Origin of the sequence: Gardnerella sp. DNF01159 (genome assembly GCF_049244215.1) — a bacterium.
Taxonomy (GTDB): Bacteria; Actinomycetota; Actinomycetes; order Actinomycetales; family Bifidobacteriaceae; genus Bifidobacterium; species Bifidobacterium swidsinskii.
This window is the reverse complement of record NZ_CP058387.1, coordinates 490,788-509,311: the sequence shown is the minus strand read 5'-3', so window position 1 is coordinate 509,311 and position 18,524 is coordinate 490,788. Positions and strand designations below refer to the sequence as shown.

Here is an 18,524-nt window from a genome sequence, read left to right as displayed (position 1 = left end):
CGCCAGAGCAACACACTTCGGCGCGTCGTAGTAACAACATCAATTATTCGACAATGGCAAATGCAACAATGGGTGTATGAGTTTTTCTGAGCAAAATCAGCGCATTTTTGGCGTAACTGCAAATAGCAACAACACGACAGCACTTCTTCTTGGCTCAGGCGAGCTTGGTAAGGAAATTGCGATTGAGCTTATGCGATTAGGCGTGCTAGTATGCGCTGCCGATAGCTACAAAAACGCTCCTGCAATGCAAATAGCTCACGAATACCACGTGCTAGATATGTCGAATCCGCAAGAATTGCAAGAACTTATTTCCAATGTGAATCCTGACATTATTATTCCAGAAGTTGAAGCTATTGCTACTGAAGTTTTGAAAGATGCTGCTAAAAAGAATATTCAAGTCGTTCCTAGCTCAGATATTGCCGCGATTGCAATGGATCGCGAGCGCTTGCGTAGAATTGCGCACGAAGATTTAGGACTGCCTACTACACCGTATTGTTTCGCTTCATCTTATGAAGAGTTAGAGGATGGAGCTAAAAAAGTTGGCTATCCTTGTGTAGTTAAACCTGTTATGAGCTCTTCTGGTCATGGTCAGTCAATAGTTCGTAGTTCTGAAAATTTGCTCGCAGCTTGGAATGAAGCTCAGCATGGCAGGCGTGCAGCAGCTGAGCATGAAAATGAGTGTTCACGCGTTATTGTTGAAGCTTTAGCTCCGCTTGATTATGAGCTTACAGTACTTACAATAAGCTCTTGCGCAGGAATTACTACTTGTGAGCCGATCGCTCAGTGTCAGCAAGACGGAGACTATAGAGAATCTTGGCAGCCTGCAAATATTCCTGAATCGATCCGCACTAATGCGAAAGATATTGCAAAGCGTGCTGTAGAAAGTTTGACTGATATTGCGCAAGAAGCTGGCGAAACAGGTTGGGGCATTTATGGAGTCGAACTATTTGTATTAAAAGATGGCTCACTGTTATTTAACGAGCTTTCACCTCGCCCACACGATACTGGCATGGTAACTATGATTTCACAGCACTACAGTGAATTCGCATTACACGCATTGGCTATTTTGGGAGTCCCAATTACAGCTAACTATACTGAACTTTCTTTGAAAAATAATGAAGTTGCAGCAAGTCACGCCATTGTTATTAAAGCGGAAGGATCTGTTGGTTTTACGAATATTGCTCAAGCTTTGCAATCTGGCGAAAATCATCGATGCAACTTGCGTATTTTTGCTAAGCCTTCTGTGCATGGTCACAGACGAATGGCAGTTTCTTTAGCTACTGGATTAACGCAGGAAGAAGCTAGAGAAAATGCGACACGCATCGCCATGTTGCTAAAAACTACACAAACAAATGCTTAGATACATTGAAAATTAAGGCATAAGAGTTAAAAAAGATAATAATTTACGGTATGCACGAAGGGAAATTTTGTAGGTAACAATTGTTACGCTAATCGTGCTGGCAAAGGTCAGGTAAACCTACAAATATTGTTGGTTTGCGCCTACAACTGTGAATGCACATAAGAGAGGGCATATCATGGAAAAACTTGAGAAGTTGTACGAAGGCAAAGCCAAAAAACTGTATGCTACCGATGACACCAATGTGCTATGGGTTGAATACATGAACCAGGCAACAGCTGGTAACGGTCTGAAGAAAGCTCAGATTGCAGGTAAAGGCAGTTTAAATAACCGGATTACTTCGTTACTATTCCATTTACTTGAGGCGCGCGGCGTAAAAAGCCACTTCCTCGGACGAATTTCCGATACTGAACAACTTGTAAAGCGTATGCGCATGTTCCCACTGGAAATTATTATGCGAAATACTGCTGCAGGTTCTTTTGCAAAACGTTATAGCGTTAAAGAAGGAACACCTTTAAAGAAGCCATTGTTGGAGTTCTGCGTAAAGTCCGACGAGCTTGGCGATCCATTTATTAATCCAGAAGGCGTTGTAGCTCTTGGATTAGCAACAGATGAAGAAATGACGGAAGTCACTCGTCAAGCTCATGCTGTTAACAATGCTTTGTTGGATATTTTCTCCAAGATTGATGTTCAGCTTGTTGACTTCAAGATTGAAGAGGGCGTAGACGCGCAAGGTAATATTCTTCTCGCTGATGAAATAACTCCTGATACTTGCAGACTTTGGGATAAGCGCAATGCTGGTACGAATGAGGTAAGCCATTTGGACAAGGACTTGTTCAGACGCGATTTAGGCGACATCATTCCTGCTTATGAAGAGATTTACGATAGGCTTGCATCTTTAGCTCAAAGCGAAGGCTTGGATGTCTCTGTGCGCAAACCTGACGATTGCGTAGAACGATAATGATTGTTGTGGCTCGTACCTTTAGGGGGTGCGAGCCACATGCATTCTTAATGTGATTTTGAATAATTTAATATTTATAATTTAAAACCAATACAACAATAAACACTGCATTCATACCGCACATTCAACAAGGTAGGTTTCTCGTGGTATTTCGCGTATATGTGGAAAAACGCACTGGTTTTGACGTTCAAGCGCAACAGCTTTTACATGAGCTTAGGGAGATTCTTGGCATAAGCGCGATTACTTCCGCAAGAATTATTAACCGTTATGACGTTGAAGGTATCAGCAAAGATTTATTCGACAATGCTGTGCAAACAGTATTAAGCGAACCTCCAGTTGATAATACTTACGATTACTTGCCTATTGAAACCGACGAGCACGTATTTGCTGTAGAATTTTTGCCTGGTCAATTCGATCAGCGTGCGCAATCTGCTAGCGAATGCATTCAACTTATTAGTCAAGGCGAACGCCCAACAGTGCGCACTGCTAGAGTAATCGCTTTAAAAGGTGATCTTGACGAAAAAGCACTAAACGATATTAAACACTACGTTATTAATCCTGTTGAAGCGCGAGAAGCTTCACTTGATGAGGTAAAAAGTTTACAGCGAGAAGCAGTTGTACCATCTGATGTAGAAGTAATTAGCTCATTTAACGATTTAAACGAAGCTGGATTACAAGACTTTATTAATACTCGCGGTTTGGCAATGGATTTGGCTGACGCAAAGTTCTGCCAGAAGTATTTCCGTGAAGAACATAGAAATCCTACTATTACAGAAATTCGCGTTATTGATACGTACTGGTCCGACCACTGCCGTCACACGACTTTTGGCACCGAGCTTACAGATATTTCTATTGACGATAACACTGTTCAAGAAGCATTTAGCCGTTATCTTGATTTGCGAAAAGAACTAAATCGCGAAAATAAGCCTGTTTGCCTTATGGATATGGCAACTATTGGCGCAAAATACTTAAAGCATACCGGCGAGCTTAAAAATTTGGACGAGTCAGAAGAAATCAACGCTTGCACAGTAAAAGTTAAAGTGGACGTAAACGGTCACGACGAAGATTGGCTATTCCTGTTTAAAAACGAAACACATAATCATCCTACAGAGATTGAGCCTTTCGGTGGAGCTGCAACTTGCATTGGTGGCTGCATCCGTGATCCTCTTTCTGGACGCTCCTATGTGTATCAAGCAATGCGCGTAACTGGTGCTGCAGATCCACGCACGCCTATTAGCGAGACTTTAAACGGTAAGCTTCCGCAGCGAAAAATTGTAACTTCTGCTGCCGCAGGATACTCTTCTTACGGAAATCAGATTGGTTTAGCTACTGGCGAAGTACACGAGTTATACCACCCTGGTTATGTTGCAAAACGTATGGAGGTTGGTGCAGTTGTTGCCGCTACCCCAGCCGACCATGTGCGCAGAGAAACTCCAGCTCCTGGCGATGTGATTATTCTTCTTGGCGGACGCACTGGTAGAGATGGCATTGGCGGCGCAACTGGCGCTTCTAAAGCTCAAGATGTTGAAAGTATTGAAGAGTGCGGAGCTGAAGTTCAAAAAGGTAATGCTCCTATTGAGCGAAAACTGCAACGACTTTTCCGACGCAAGGATGCTTGTCAACTTATTAAGCGTTGCAACGATTTCGGCGCTGGCGGCATTTCTGTCGCAACTGGCGAAATTGCCGACGGCTTAACTATTAATCTCGACAAAGTTTCTAAAAAGTACGAAGGTCTCGACGGCACTGAGCTTGCTATTTCTGAATCTCAAGAGCGCATGGCTGTCGACGTTGCATCAAGTGATGCTGAAGAATTTTTGAAGTATGCTCGTGAAGAAAATCTTGAAGCAGAAATAATAGCGACTGTTACTGAAGAAGCACGAATGCGAATGACTTGGCGTGGAAAAACCATTGTTGACTTAAGCCGCGCATTCTTGGCTTCTAATGGCGCTGCAAAACAGCAGATATTGCATATTGAAAGTGGAGAATCTTACGAAACTCCATGGCAGAATCAGTCAGATTTGCCGTTAGAAAAGCGCATGCATAACTTAGTTTCGGATATTAATATTGCTTCAAATAAAGGCTTATCTGAACGATTTGATTCTACTATTGGCGCTGCTACTGTACTTATGCCTTTTGGCGGTCGTCGCCAGCTTACTCCTGCTCAAGCCATGGTTGCTAAATTCCCAGTATTTGGCGAAACAAACACAGCTTCCGCAATGGCTTGGGGCTTTAATCCGTATTTGATGGAAAAGAATCAGTTTACTGGAGCTTATGTTGCGGTTGTTGAATCATTGGCAAAGCTAGCAGCTAGCGGTTTCACTCGCGAACGTGCTTACTTGAGCTTGCAAGAATATTTTGGCAAGCCTCACGATATTCCAGAGCGTTGGGGAAAGCCAGCTGCAGCAGTTCTTGGTGCTTTAAGTGCACAGCTTGATTTTGGCGTTGGAGCTATTGGCGGCAAGGATTCCATGAGCGGCAGTTTTGAGAATCTGGATGTGCCACCAACTTTGATTTCGTTTGCTGTTTCTACTGGAGATGCACGTTTAACTGTTTCACCTGAATTTAAGGGTGTAAATCATAAAGTTATACGTATTGCTCCAAAATATAAATCCGACGGAATTACTCCAGAAAAAGAAAGCTTCCTGAAAGCACTAGAGATTGTAGAAAATATTACGAAAAACAAGCAAGCTCTTGCTATATCTACTCCTGGCTACGGTGCTAGCGCAGAAAGCTTATTCAAAATGACGCTTGGAAATCATATTGGTCTTAAATTATTCAACAATTTAAGCGACGATGATTTATTTAAGCCAGCATATGGAAACTTCTACGTTGAGCTTAAAGAAGACGCTGAAGTTCCGTCTTTAGCGAATACAAGCTTGGTTGACGTTGAGATTGTTGGCGAAACAACTGAAAATTACGCGATTACTTCATCGAATGGCGAAGAAATTGATTTAAGTGATTTGCAAAAAGTTTGGGAAAGCGAACTTTCCTCAATCTTCCCGTATAAAAAGCCTGGCGAGATTGTAGAAACTATTAATAACGAAACTAATGTTTCTACTACAAACCACATGCACACAGGAAAACTAAAGCCGCTTTCGCATCCTCACGTTATTATCCCAGTTTTCCCTGGAAATAATTGCGAATACGATACTCAAGCTGCTTTTGAAAAAGCTGGAGCAGACGCTCATACGCTTATTATTAATAATTTAAGCGCAAAAGATATTGCACAATCAGCTGAGAAATTGGTTGAAGAGATTAAAAAGAGTCAAATTGTAATGATTCCAGGAGGCTTCTCTGGAGGGGACGAGCCGGACGGTTCTGCAAAATTCATTACAGCATTCTTTAGGAATCCAGCAGTAACAGACGCAGTTCGTGACTTGCTTAATAATCGTGACGGTTTAATGCTTGGAATTTGCAACGGCTTCCAAGCGCTTATTAAGCTTGGTCTTGTGCCTTTTGGTGACATTATCCCAATAAATTCCGAATGCCCAACTCTTACCTACAACACTATTGGCAGACACCAAAGTAGGATTGTTCGCACTAGAATTGCTTCAAATCTTTCACCATGGTTAGCAAATACGCAAGTTGGAGACATGCATACTGTTGCAATTTCTCATGGAGAAGGTCGTTTTATTGCTACTAACGAAGTTATGGAAAAGCTTATTAACAACGGCCAAGTAGCTACGCAATACGTTGATAGCAATGGCGTTCCAAGCATGAGTTTGAATGTGAATCCAAACGGATCGATTATGTCCGTTGAAGGAATTACCAGCCCAGATGGTCGAGTTTTTGGAAAAATGGGACATTGCGAGCGCGCAGGTCGTGACTTGTATGTCAATATTCCTGATTTCCACGAGCAACCATTGTTTGAAGCTGGCGTTGAATATTTCACTGCATGAGCTTTAGTTTACAGTTGCAAGACTTGTATCAAAATAACTACAAAATTCGACGATTACAATCATCGATTATTAGGGGGGTATGAATGTCTGCAGAACTTGAAGATATTCACGAAGAATGCGGCGTATTTGGTGTGTGGGGTCATCAAGATGCAGCTAGGCTGACATATTTTGGACTTCATGCGCTACAGCATCGAGGACAAGAAGGTGCCGGCATTGTATCTAACGACAATGGCAAATTGCATGGGTATCGCGGATTGGGATTGCTAACTCAAGTATTTAGCAATGAACAAGTTATGGATCGTCTTACTGGAAACAGGGCTATCGGTCACGTGCGATATGCTACTGCAGGTTCTGGAAGCGTTGATAACATTCAGCCTTTCCTATTCCGTTTCCACGATGGAGACGTAGCTCTTGCTCATAACGGAAATTTGACAAATTGCACTAGCCTACGTAATTCCTTGGAAGATAAAGGCTCAATATTCCACTCAAATTCTGATACTGAAATATTGATGCATTTAATTCGCCACTCCAGTAAAGCAACTTTTATGGATCGCCTAAAAGAAGCTTTACAAACTGTTCATGGCGGTTTTGCTTACTTATTGCTTACTCAAGATGCACTAATCGGAGCGACTGATCCAAATGGTTTCCGCCCTCTTTCGCTTGGTCGTATGAAGAACGGCGCGTACGTGCTTGCTTCTGAAACTTGTGCGCTTGATATTGTGCGAGCAGAGTTTATTCGCGATATTGAGCCTGGCGAAATCATTGTTATTAATGACGATGGCTACACTATTGAGCAATATACAAAGCACGTGCAGCATGCAGTATGCTCAATGGAATTTATTTATTTCGCTCGCCCAGATTCTAATATTTACGGTATTAATGTTCATTCTGTACGAAAGCGCATGGGTGCACGTTTGGCTAAAGAATCTCCTGTTGAAGCAGATATGGTTATTGGAGTTCCTAATTCTTCACTTTCTGCTGCTGCAGGATACGCTGAAACAAGCGGAATTCCAAACGAAATGGGATTGATTAAAAACCAGTATGTTGCACGCACTTTTATTCAACCGACGCAAGAATTACGCGAGCAAGGCGTTCGTATGAAACTTTCTGCTGTTCGTGGTGTAGTTGCAGGAAAACGCGTTATCGTTATTGACGATTCGATTGTTCGCGGAACTACTTCTAAGCGCATTGTGCAATTGCTTCGAGAAGCTGGCGCTAAAGAAGTGCATATGCGTATTTCTTCCCCTCCGCTTAAATATCCTTGCTTCTACGGTATCGATATTCAAACTACGAAGGAACTTATTGCAGCAAAGCATTCAGTTGAAGAAATTCGCGAGTATATTGATGCTGATTCCTTAGCATTTTTGTCTTTAGATGGATTAGTCGAGTCGATTGGATTAAAAAAGCCTGCTCCTTATGGCGGTTTGTGCGTTGCTTACTTTAATGGCGACTACCCTACTGCACTAGACGATTATGGCGAAGAATTCTTGGCTTCCCTTACTCCTGAAGAACGCGAACATTTGCAAGAAGTAAGGAAGCACAGTAAATATTCACACGAAAATCTTATATAACTTAATAACTTGATTATTTATTAATTAAATTGTTCATTGCAATTTATAAATAAAACTTAAGAAAATACTTATAACATTGTTACGAAAGGAACCAATATGCCACACGCATATGAAGAAGCTGGCGTAAGCGTAGAAGCAGGATACGAAGTAGTACGTCGTATTAAATCTCATGTAAATCGCACAAAGCGCCCAGGCGTTGTAGGCGGCATTGGCGGATTTGGCGGCTTATTTGATTTGGCATCTCTTGGTTACAAAGAGCCAGTGCTGATTTCTGGCACGGATGGCGTTGGAACCAAGCTTGTGATTGCAAAAATGATGAATAAGCATAACACTATTGGCATTGATTGCGTTGCAATGTGCGTAAACGATATTGCAGCTCAAGGTGCCGAGCCGCTTTTCTTCCTCGATTATATTGCATGCGGAAAAAACAATCCTGAAATACTTGAGCAGGTAGTTTCAGGCGTTGCAGATGGTTGCGTGCAATCAGAGACAGGTTTAATTGGCGGCGAAACTGCTGAAATGCCTGGAATGTATGACGAAGACGAGTACGATCTTGCAGGTTTTGCAGTAGGCGTTGCAGAACGTTCGAATATTGTTGACGGCTCCACTATTACTGCCGGCGACGTGCTTATCGGACTTCCTTCTTCAGGAGTTCATTCAAATGGATTCTCTCTTGTTCGCAAAGCTTTGTTTGAAGAAGCAGGTTTTAGCGTTGACACCAAGCTAGATGAGCTTAATGGCAAAACACTTGGCGAAGTTCTTCTTGAACCTACTCGAATCTACGTAAAAGCTTTAAAGCCACTTTTTGCAGAACATCTTATTAAGGGAGTTGCTCATATTACAGGCGGCGGATTTATTGAAAATGTTCCACGCATGTACGCAGATGATTTGGCTGCAAAAATTGATACCACTAGCTGGAGCGTTCCACCTATTTTTGGAGTTATTGAAAAAGCTGGAAAAGTTGCTCACGCTGAAATGTTCAACGTTTTTAATATGGGTATTGGCATGGTTTTGGCAGTTGACGAAAACAAAGCAGACGAGGCAATGCGAATACTAAAAGAGCATAACGAAACCGCTTATATTATTGGCAAAATGGCTAAGCGCGAAAACGTTGCAGTCGAATTGTTGTAATCCACAAAACAGCAAAATTTTAAAGCAATAAAGGATCAAAAATGAAAGTTTTAGTAGTTGGTTCTGGCGCTCGCGAACATGCTATTGCACACGCGCTACTTAAAGGAGAAAGCGTTGAAGAAGTAACTGTTGCTCCTGGAAATCCTGGTATTGCAGCAGATGGCATTCAAACTGCAAACATAAGTCAATCAGATCATGACGCTCTTATTAAGTTCGTTAAAGACAATAATTACGATTTTGCGTTCATTGGTCCTGAAGTTCCCCTTATGAATGGCATTGTTGACGATTTTGAAGCGCATGGAATTGCCGCTTTTGGTCCAAACAAAGCCGCAGCTCAAATTGAAGGCTCTAAAGATTTCGCAAAAAAGCTTATGGCTCGTCACAACGTTCCAACTGCCTCCTACAAAACATTTGACGCTTTGGAGCCGGCACGCACATACGTTCTTGAGCATGGTGCTCCAATTGTTATTAAAGCGGATGGTTTGGCTGCTGGAAAAGGCGTTACTGTTGCTATGGATGAGCAAACAGCAGTTGATGCTTTGGATGATATCTTCGTAGATCATCGTTTTGGTCAAGCTGGAGCAAAAGTTGTTATTGAAGAATTTTTGCAAGGTCAAGAGTTTTCGCTTATGAGTTTTGTAAGCGGAACTGATTTTTGGGTTATGCCTATTTCTCAAGATCACAAGCGTGCTTATGACGGAGACAAAGGACCAAATACTGGAGGCATGGGAGCTTATAGCCCTGTGCCGCAAATTAGCGACGAAACAGTTCAGCGTGCTATCGACGAAATTGTGCGCCCAACTGTTGAAGGACTAGCTAAAGAGGGTACGCCTTTTACCGGCGTGCTTTATGCTGGCTTAATTGATACAGCAACAGGTCCTAAAGTTATTGAGTTTAATGCTCGCTTTGGAGACCCAGAAACAGAAGTTGTGCTTCCTCGCCTTACTTCAGATTTTGGTGAAGCTATATGGAATATTTTGCGACATAAAAGCCCAACTTTTACTTGGAAAAATAACGGTGTTACGCTCGGCGTAATTATTGCAAGCGAAGGCTACCCTGGCACTTTAGTTACTGGAACTCCTCTTCCTCAAATTCCTGTTGACGAAAATCAAGGTCAACACGTGTATTATGCAGGAGTAAAAAGCGATGAAGAAAGCGGCAAACTTCTTACTTCTTCAGGTAGAGTAGCTCTTGTGCAAGTGCATGGAGATGACGTAAAAGACGCTCAAAACAACGTCTACAGCATATTAAATAAGCTTAATCTTCCACACATGTTCTTTAGGCATGATATCGCATCTAAAGCCTTAAAATAGTTTGTTAATTGATATAGTTTTCATTAACAAATTGCAAATCAATAAGCCCCTCGCTATTTGAAACATACTATGTATCAAATACAAACGAGGGGCATTGTAATAATCAAACTAGCTTTTAGCGCGGTAATTTCAGAAAATCAGTATTACGCAAATAATGCTTTCCAGCAGTAATATCGTATTGTATTAAGCGATAGTCATGAAGAAGTTGACGCGACTTCTTATCCATCTTAGACAAAATCATAGGATTACCATCGTTATCCAAATAAATTGATTGTCCCTCAGGAATTCTATCCCAGCCTTGAATAGTATTTACAACAGGAGGCTCCATAGCGCTCACATGCTCATGTAAACAAGTTAAGAAAGCAAGATACGGAGAAACTTTAGCGTTCATATGTAAAGCAGCCTGAGAAATAAAGAAGTTAGGTGAAGAATACTTATTAGTACGATCTACATCTTTACTTGTATTAGAATGCTCTACATTTTTGTTTGAAGATTTTTTCTCACTACGCTCTTTACGCTCCAAAGCAACTTTATTTGACCAAATAAAATAATCAGTCAAATGCAAAGACAATGAATTCTTTTCATCTGAACTTGCAGTGCCGTAAATTCCTGGCAAATGGTCACCATAAAACATAACAGTAATAGGCTTATTTAGTTTATCTAAACTCTTCAAAAACGCTTGTGTTGCCTCATCAGTGTGCTGCACACCCTTAGCATACGTTTCAATAGAAGTTTTTTCATCATCACCAAGATCAGCGGCACCATCTTTAGAAGACGCTTCGAATTCATTATTCGCATACCAATCCCTATAAGGCATATGGTTTTGCATAGTAACAATTTGTACGAACCTAGGTTGCTTATGCTCTTTAATCTTTTCTAACGCACTCTTATATGCTGATGCGTCAGAAACATACGGTGATTTATCTATAACATCACGGTGAGCAATAACATCAGGTCCTTGCAATGCGTAGAACTTACTAAATCCAAACTTTTTGTAATTAGTAGCGCGCAAATACATGCTCGGCTCATACGGGTGGAAAGCTATAGATTTAATAGAATTACGAGAATCATCCCAATATTGATTAATAGTTGGAGACCATTGAGCATTAGGAACCAACTGCTGATACGGACTCGTCATTGAAGGATCAAAATTAGCCATGCTCAAACCAGTTAAAGACATGTACTCTAGATTTGCAGTACCGCCACCATAACCAGAAGAAAGCATCAAACCACTATCCGTATGCTTCTTTAAATTGCTAATAAATGGTATTGGATTCTTGTTCAACTTCAAACCAGGAACACGAGTAGGATCAGAGAACGATTCAGACAAGATAAGAATAAAAGTATTATCGTTCATATTTGTTGTACGAGAACGATTTATACGTTTAGCTTCATCGTTATAACGCTTGTATACAGCCTTCATAGTTTCTTCACTGTAATCAGCCGGCCTATCCATAATTTTAGGATTTACATTACGCAAAAATGCCACAATAGCACCATTGCGTTGAGCGTCATAAACAGAATCCCACATAGCAGGACTGTCACCAAGCATTTTAGAAAAAACATTAGCCGAAGAGTCAACTGTGCCAACGCCGCCAATATACCAGCTTAAATTCCCTATTAAAATCAACGCAATTGCAACACGAATACCAGCAGAATAACGCCAATCTTTAAATCGCACAATCTTTCCATGATTTGTATCAAATATGTGTAAGCAAACAGTTGTAACTAAAAGCAAAATAAAAACGCCTAAAGCAACACCAATGACCATAGGAGCATTATCTGGCAAAAATGAAGCGACATTACCAGTGTTACTTTTTAAAAAGTTTAAGTCCGCAGGAAGAATAGTTTCATAACGAACATTTACTTTCATATATTCAATAACAGCAATAAGCAATGAAACACTTAGAATTATTGCACTTGATATCCAAAATCGGTTACTAATCAAAAGAATTAAACCGTATATCATCGCAACAACGAGCGCACTAAGAACAATAACGAAATTAAGTTCTTTCCAGGTTTTAGTTATTAATCCCCAACGTCCACCAGACATTGCAGAAGTCATCTCAACTCTTCCAGCGCGCTGCACACCCATTTGCACAATAATTACCGACATGCCGTCAATAACAAAGAAAAGAAATGCATACAGCCAATACGGAACTTTCAAGCGCAAAAATGACTTCATACTATCCTCAATAAATCACACACGTACTAATTATTACTAATAATGTGCAAGTTTACTTATTGCTATCGTCATAAATTTTTAACAATGCATTGAAACAAGAAAAAATAGCAATTTTAATACTTAGGACTGATTACAATATATGTTTCGTTATTTATTATTTAAATAGAATAAATAATAAAAAATAAAACAAATATTGAGGAAAATTTCAGATACTAGCATTACATTACTAGGTTGGGCAATTACTGTGCGTACATGTCGCTTAGATTAGTAACTGGTACGCAAATTAGACTAGAAAGTATAGGAGTCAAACATGCTGCAATTGGCAAAAGTGAGTCTTTTGCAAGGATGGCTACCAGTAAGCCTTTTTAGCGTAAATGGTATTTCTTTAGTCTTGTTGCTTTTTATGAAAACAAAACGCGGCAAGAAAATGTTCCACTTACTAATACAACTTGCAATAGGTGTCATAACATTTTTTGTCGGTGGAATAATTGCTTGGCTTATTTCTGACGTGTTTCTTGTATTCGAAGTAAGTCTTGGATGGCTCGTTATTTTTTCTATTGCATGCGGCTTCGGGCTTATAGGTTTTGCAGCAACAGCATTTGTTTTCTTACACAAATGGAGAAAACTAGTTGCAGTAATAGCTATTATCTTGACGTTAGCAAGCACAGCTCTTCATGTAGACATGATTTATGGGGAATACACGACAATAGGTTCAATATTTGGAATGGGTGGTTTTCCAAAACTAGAAGTTAATAAGCAAAAATCCGCATCCTCTAGTATTAAACAATGGAGAGAGTTAGCAGCACAACAAAAACTGCCAAAACTGCCTAAAAAAGGTATTGTTCGTTCAGTTTATATCCCTAACACTGCTTCACATTTCAATGCCAGAATAGCAAACGTATACTTGCCACCTGCTGCACTTGTTAAAAAACCACCAAAACTGCCAGTTATGGTCATGTTTGCAGGACAACCTGGTAGCCCTAATCACTTTTTTGCAGCAAGCGATATTGCAAATACTTTAGACAATTACGCGAAAAATCACTACGGTCTTGCACCTATTGTTGTAGCCCCTGACCAAAATGGTGAATCTTCGCATAATTCTCTGTGTGCGGATACACATGTGTTCGGCAAAGCAGAAACATATTTAATTAATGATGTTCCTAAATGGATACGCAAACATTTGCCAGTAAGCAAAGATCCTAAAATGTGGCTTATGGGCGGCTTCTCACAAGGAGGCACTTGCTCAACGCAACTAGTTCCATCTCACCCTGATATATTTGGAAACATTTTTTCTGCCGGAGGGGAACTAGAACCAACATATAAGAATCGCCAAGAAACAATTAATCATTATTTCAATGGAAACACATCAGAATATGAGCGACATATACCTAGCGTGATAATGCGTAAAAATGCTCCTTTGAAACAAAATTATTACGCTATTGCGGGCTCATGGGATACTAAATCTCAAGCGAATCAGGCAACCATCGCACTAAGCGCACATCGCGCTGGAATGAATGTTATAACCATGCTTTCTCAAGGCAATGGTCATGATTGGCACACAGTAAAAGCTGGATTAAAAATAGCAATTGATCAATTCTGCAAAAAAACAGGTATTTCAAGCACTGCACCAAAACTTAATACCTACCAAAATGTACAAATTCTTATCAACCAGCAAGTGAATCGAGACTAATATGATGCTGTCTTTCTTTCATAAACGTTGTAAGAAAAATGATTCTGATTCTAAACATTCAGCAATTCGGCATACAAAAATATTGATGCACGATTTCATAACCTGGATGCAACATAAAGTTTTTGCATTAACGCTTACATGCATTTTTATTGTTATAAATTGCATACACTGGCTCGTATTAGCACTTATGCATTTTTATACTTATGGCACAAGCGCTACTCTTGCACAATTGTTTATGCGACATCATCATTCAAAAGGTCCAAGCCTATTCTTCGGGCACGGAAACGTCACAGAGCTGCTGATAAAAGTGTGCCATTCGCTTATTTTCGTAAATAATATGCCATCTCTTATGGTTAATTGTTTACTTGTTGCCGTACTTATTGGCGTTGCAGAAACTCGTATAAGTAGACTTAATATTATTTATATTGCAATATTTAGCACACTTGTTGGCATAATTGTAGGATTAACAATCATAGGTAATCTTTCAATCATTATTCGAAACATGCATTGGATTACCAAGATTCCTATTCGACTATCTCCATTCACACTGTTTATTGGCGCTTTTATGGCTTCTGCATCTTACGAATCTATTTTGTGGCGCAGAAGAACTTTAGTAATTGGATACGCTACTACTTCAGCAATGCTTCTTTATAGTGGAAATCCAGGCGATTATTGCACTATTATTGCAGCCCTTACAGGACACATCATCGGCAATATTATGAGCAAAACAAAAGGCGTTAAACGAAGTGTAAACTGGTGGGAAGGTACAGATTACGAAATTCGTAGGCTTTTTGCAGTAGCTCAGAGCATTATTGCATTAGGTCCAGTGTTGGCATTATCTTCACGCTCTCACGCAGGAATTCTTACTACTCTTGGTTTGTTTATGTCACCGCAACTAGGCTCTAAGACATGGCTTACGCGATGCATGACAAATTACAGCACAAATAATTGTTTTCTTCATTCAGGTCTACATCACGCTGCAATTGGCGAATTATGGATTCGCATTCTATTACCAAGCATCACACTGATGATTATTGCGTGGGGAATGTTACGAGGGCGTAGACTAGCTGCATTAACTTCTATATTTATAAACGCACTGACTGTGCTATATGCAGGAATGTATTTCACTGTTTTGCCTTTAATTGCCACAAAACAAAATATTTTGGAACATCAACATAATGCTGTTGCTGTTGCTTTTATGCTTACCGCTCTCCCACCATTATTGCTTACTATTTTGTTGATAATTAATTTAAAGCATTTTTCTGTTCATACGAGCAAACTACAGGCACGTTTGGGACTAATAGCAATTTTTATAGCATTGTATATAACTGGTGCTGGATATGTTGCTTTTGGTCTTATGATACCTGAAGAATTTACTCCATCTGCTGATATTTACCACTTATTGCGAGATTTACCAGGGCGCTGGATGCCTATGGGATTTGGAAACAGATCTAACGCAATGCTTCGCACTGAAACACCCCTATCTTCTTTACTAGCACAAAGCGTGGGCGTGATATTCTGGACAATATTGTTTATTGTCTGCTTTACGTGGTTCCGCAGCAGCATCTCTACAAGCGAAAACGATAGAAAAAAAGCAAGCTCATTAGTAGAACTTGGTGGAAACACAATGAGCTTTATGACGACTTGGGCGAATAACCATTATTGGTTCTCTCAAAGCGGGCAATCTGCAATTGCCTATAGACTAAATTACGGTATTGCGCTCACTCTTACAGAACCTTTTGGAGATGAAAAAGAGTATTCACAAGATATTCGAGGATTTATTAAATTCTGCGAACAAAATTCGTGGTCTCCAGCATTCTATGCTGTGCACGATAAAACGCGTCAAGAACTAGAAAAACTTGGATTTACTTCTATTAAAGTCGGAACAGACATGCTAGTAGACCCTAATACTTGGCAGACGCGAGGGAAAAAATGGCAAGATATTCGTACAGCTATAAACAAAGCAAAACGAGATGGAATTGCCGACGTACTTACAACTTATAACGAAGCCTCTTGGGACGTACGGCAACAAATTGTAGAAATTTCAGAAGAATGGGCAGAGTTAAAAGCTCTTCCAGAAATGAAATTTACTCTCGGAGGACTTGACGAACTTCAAGATAGCCGCGTCAAAATTTTATACGCTATTAATGAAGACGGCAGGGTACTTGGAGTAACAAGCTGGATGCCAACGTATAGAAATAATCGAATTATTGGTTGGACACTTGATTTTATGCGTCACCGCACAGATAGTCCTAATGGGATTATGGAATTATTAATTGCTAGAATGGCAGAACGTTTAAGAGATGAAGGATTAGAAAACCCAGACTGTTCTGTAGAATTTATGAGCCTTTCTGCAGCACCTCTAGCTGGCATAAACGAAGACATATTGAACGAAAATGGTCAAAAATCTTCTAACGTTATTAATCATGCGCTAGAAATGATGTCTGACATTTTGGAACCAGCTTATGGGTTCAAATCGCTATATTTCTTCAAGAAAAAATTCCAGCCATCCGCAAGTTCCGTATATGTTTGCTATATGGATTCTGCAAAATTAGCTCAGATTTCACTAGCTGTAACTCACGCCTATTTACCGGAAGCTAATCCTAAACAAATACTAGAAATGGTAAAATCGTTGCGACCAAAAAGCAATGAAGCGAACAAATAATTTGTTAAGTTTTAGATAAACTTCGGCGAGTTCTCCCTAGTGTTGCGTAAAGTAACAAGTGCACGTCAGGGAGGTTCATCGTGTCAGAAGTAAAGCCAACCGTCGCTGTCGTAATGGGATCCTCAAGTGATTGGGAAACCATGCGTCATGCTTGTGAAATTCTAGATAAATTCCAAGTTCCGTATATGAAACGAGTTATTTCCGCACATCGTACACCGGAATTAATGGCAGATTTTGCGCATAATGCTCGCTCAAACGGTTTCCACATTATTATTGCTGGAGCCGGTGGAGCCGCCCACTTGCCTGGCATGATTGCGGCACAAACCACGATTCCTGTTATTGGAGTGCCAGTACGCTCGCATGCGCTATCAGGCTGGGATTCATTGCTTTCAATAGTACAAATGCCAGGAGGTATTCCTGTTGCAACTACTGCAGTTGGAAACTCTGGTGCGACAAATGCTGGATTGCTTGCTGTAAGTATTCTAAGTACAACTGATAATCGTCTTGCTAAAGAACTAGCAGAATATCGCAATGAACTAAAAGAAAAAGTCGAGGAATCAAATGCCAACCTTATCTGAAGTAACTAATGGTGCTGTTGAACGTTTAATGCCAGGATCCACTATTGGAATTATTGGCGGCGGCCAGTTAGGGCGCATGATGGCTATTGCAGCTCGCCATATGGGTTTTCGTATTGGTGTTCTTGACCCTACGCTTGACTGCCCTGTGTTCCAAGTAGCAGATTTGCAGGTTGAAGCTAATTACGACGATCCTGAAGGCTTACGTGAGCTTGCTGAACGTTGCGATGTATTAACTTACGAATTTGAAAATGTTAACGCAGACGCACTTGATAAAGTTCGTCATTTAACCGCAATCCCACAAGGAACTGACCTGTTACGCGTAACTCAAGATCGCGTCAGTGAAAAAACGTTCATTAATAGTCATAAAATCGAAACAGCTCCGTGGCGTGAAGTAAATAATTTGGACGACTTAGATGCTGCTATTGACGAAATAGGCTTGCCAGCAATTCTTAAAACTCGTCGCGGCGGCTACGACGGTCATGGTCAAGATGTTTTGCGCACAGAAGAAGACGTTGCTAACATTCACCATCGCTCGGATCGCGGAGGAAAATTCCCTCCTTCAATTCTCGAGGGTTTCGTCGATTTTGCTTTTGAAGCATCAATCTTGGTTTCTGGAAATGGTAAGGATTTCGTAACTTATCCTCTAGTAAAAAACGTGCATCACAATAGTATTTTGCACATGACTTTAGCTCCTGCAGTAGTTGATCCTGAAGTTGAAAAAACAGCTCACGAATTAGCTTTGCGCTTAGCTAAAGGATTCGAACTAGCAGGAACATTAGGAATCGAGCTTTTCATCACTAAAGATAATCGCGTAGTAGTAAACGAACTTGCTCCTCGCCCTCACAATTCCGGGCATTATACGATTGAAGCTTGCGATATGGATCAATTTGAAGCACATATTCGCGGTATTGTTGGTTGGCCTTTAAAGAAGCCTAAGCTACTTTCCCCTGCTGTTATGGTAAATGTTCTTGGGCAACATGTGGCTCCTACACGTTCGCTGATTTTGGAACATCCAGAATGGCATATACATGATTATGGAAAAGCTGAAGTTCGTAAGAATCGCAAAATGGGTCATATTACTGTGCTATGCGATAATCCTGTTGACGCTGCTGCAGCATTAGATGCAACAGGCTGCTGGGACGACGAGCTAGACTAAAAACGACGAAAGGATGCG

Annotated in this window: 11 protein-coding genes; 10 read left to right on the top strand and 1 reads right to left on the bottom strand. The window is 40.5% G+C overall.

Translation table 11 applies throughout. The annotated features are described in order from the left end of the window. The first annotated feature begins 76 nt into the window (after window positions 1-76). The 6 genes from purT (at window position 77) to purD (ending at window position 10,232) form a co-directional block, all read left to right on the top strand. Window positions 77-1,360, top strand: a complete 1,284-nt coding sequence (purT, locus tag HXT39_RS01815; protein WP_103013841.1) for a formate-dependent phosphoribosylglycinamide formyltransferase — start codon at window positions 77-79, stop codon at window positions 1,358-1,360. 175 nt (window positions 1,361-1,535) lie between these two features. Beyond that, window positions 1,536-2,318, top strand: a complete 783-nt coding sequence (purC, locus tag HXT39_RS01810; RefSeq protein WP_103013840.1) for a phosphoribosylaminoimidazolesuccinocarboxamide synthase — start codon at window positions 1,536-1,538, stop codon at window positions 2,316-2,318. A 143-nt stretch (window positions 2,319-2,461) separates the two neighbouring features. Then, entirely contained in the window at window positions 2,462-6,217 is a 3,756-nt protein-coding gene (locus HXT39_RS01805; protein ID WP_103013839.1) for a phosphoribosylformylglycinamidine synthase, read from the top strand. Between the two features lie 83 nt (window positions 6,218-6,300). Then, window positions 6,301-7,788, top strand: a complete 1,488-nt coding sequence (gene purF, locus HXT39_RS01800; RefSeq protein ID WP_004105975.1) for an amidophosphoribosyltransferase — start codon at window positions 6,301-6,303, stop codon at window positions 7,786-7,788. A gap of 96 nt (window positions 7,789-7,884) precedes the next feature. Then, on the top strand, window positions 7,885-8,919 hold the full coding sequence (purM, locus tag HXT39_RS01795) for a phosphoribosylformylglycinamidine cyclo-ligase (RefSeq protein ID WP_103013838.1): 1,035 nt from the start codon (window positions 7,885-7,887) through the stop codon (window positions 8,917-8,919). A 41-nt stretch (window positions 8,920-8,960) separates the two neighbouring features. Beyond that, a complete protein-coding gene (gene purD / locus HXT39_RS01790; protein ID WP_103013837.1) occupies window positions 8,961-10,232 on the top strand; it encodes a phosphoribosylamine--glycine ligase in 1,272 nt (423 codons plus the stop codon). A 115-nt stretch (window positions 10,233-10,347) separates the two neighbouring features. Here purD and HXT39_RS01785 read toward each other — a convergent pair whose 3' ends face one another. Next, window positions 10,348-12,417: an LTA synthase family protein gene (locus HXT39_RS01785; protein ID WP_076002951.1), complete on the bottom strand. Its 2,070-nt coding sequence runs from the start codon at window positions 12,415-12,417 to the stop codon at window positions 10,348-10,350. A 310-nt stretch (window positions 12,418-12,727) separates the two neighbouring features. On the opposite strand from HXT39_RS01785, the gene HXT39_RS01780 reads away from it, so the two are divergent. From HXT39_RS01780 to purK, 4 genes are all read left to right on the top strand, one after another. Next, the gene (locus tag HXT39_RS01780; RefSeq protein WP_012914357.1) at window positions 12,728-14,107 is read left to right on the top strand and encodes an alpha/beta hydrolase; all 1,380 of its coding nucleotides are present in this window, start codon (window positions 12,728-12,730) and stop codon (window positions 14,105-14,107) included. A gap of 1 nt (window position 14,108) precedes the next feature. After that, window positions 14,109-16,772: a bifunctional lysylphosphatidylglycerol flippase/synthetase MprF gene (locus tag HXT39_RS01775; protein ID WP_081378942.1), complete on the top strand. Its 2,664-nt coding sequence runs from the start codon at window positions 14,109-14,111 to the stop codon at window positions 16,770-16,772. Between the two features lie 113 nt (window positions 16,773-16,885). Continuing rightward, window positions 16,886-17,350, top strand: coding sequence for a 5-(carboxyamino)imidazole ribonucleotide mutase (gene purE / locus HXT39_RS01770; protein ID WP_217430584.1), 465 nt, complete (start codon window positions 16,886-16,888; stop codon window positions 17,348-17,350). Next, window positions 17,334-18,506, top strand: coding sequence for a 5-(carboxyamino)imidazole ribonucleotide synthase (purK, locus tag HXT39_RS01765; protein WP_004108378.1), 1,173 nt, complete (start codon window positions 17,334-17,336; stop codon window positions 18,504-18,506). Before purE ends, purK begins: the two co-directional genes overlap by 17 nt. Window positions 18,507-18,524 lie beyond the last annotated feature (18 nt).

Coding starts and splice junctions, on each gene's coding strand:
- purT (WP_103013841.1), top strand. CDS start 77: ATGAGTTTTTCTGAGCAAAATCAGCGCATTTTTGGCGTAACTGCAAAT.
- purC (WP_103013840.1), top strand. CDS start 1,536: ATGGAAAAACTTGAGAAGTTGTACGAAGGCAAAGCCAAAAAACTGTAT.
- purF (WP_004105975.1), top strand. CDS start 6,301: ATGTCTGCAGAACTTGAAGATATTCACGAAGAATGCGGCGTATTTGGT.
- purM (WP_103013838.1), top strand. CDS start 7,885: ATGCCACACGCATATGAAGAAGCTGGCGTAAGCGTAGAAGCAGGATAC.
- purD (WP_103013837.1), top strand. CDS start 8,961: ATGAAAGTTTTAGTAGTTGGTTCTGGCGCTCGCGAACATGCTATTGCA.
- HXT39_RS01785 (WP_076002951.1), bottom strand. CDS start 12,417: ATGAAGTCATTTTTGCGCTTGAAAGTTCCGTATTGGCTGTATGCATTT.
- HXT39_RS01780 (WP_012914357.1), top strand. CDS start 12,728: ATGCTGCAATTGGCAAAAGTGAGTCTTTTGCAAGGATGGCTACCAGTA.
- HXT39_RS01775 (WP_081378942.1), top strand. CDS start 14,109: ATGATGCTGTCTTTCTTTCATAAACGTTGTAAGAAAAATGATTCTGAT.
- purE (WP_217430584.1), top strand. CDS start 16,886: ATGGGATCCTCAAGTGATTGGGAAACCATGCGTCATGCTTGTGAAATT.
- purK (WP_004108378.1), top strand. CDS start 17,334: ATGCCAACCTTATCTGAAGTAACTAATGGTGCTGTTGAACGTTTAATG.